Source organism: Anabaena sp. CCY 0017, assembly GCF_963920885.1.
Taxonomy (GTDB): Bacteria; Cyanobacteriota; Cyanobacteriia; order Cyanobacteriales; family Nostocaceae; genus Nodularia.
The window spans coordinates 1-270 of record NZ_CAWUDG010000093.1; the positions used below are offsets into that span (position 1 = coordinate 1).

A 270-nucleotide genomic window follows, 5' to 3' on the forward strand; every position below is an offset into this window, starting at 1 on the left:
CCGTGGTGTAGCGCGCCGCCGCCTGCAGCGCGCGATTGGCGCTGTCGACGTCGCAGGCGGGCGCGCCAGGACCTGTCACCTCGACCGGCGGCAACACCACAGGGGTTTGGGCCGGATCGACGCCATCGGCCGGAATACTGACTGGATTGCTGGCCGAATTGTTGGACTGAGCTGCGGCTGGACCGACCGCCAGAAGCGGCGTCGCCGCCAATGCAAGAAGAAGGGCCCGTCCGGCCGGGGACAGGACGGACGGGCCCGCCGCCGCCGCGC

The 270-nt window shown here is 71.9% G+C and carries 1 protein-coding gene; it reads right to left on the reverse strand.

Going from position 1 to position 270, the window contains the following annotated elements; translation table 11 throughout:
• On the reverse strand, positions 1-270 hold a 270-nt coding region (locus tag ACM0OW_RS25835; protein WP_414553574.1), incomplete at both ends, for a hypothetical protein.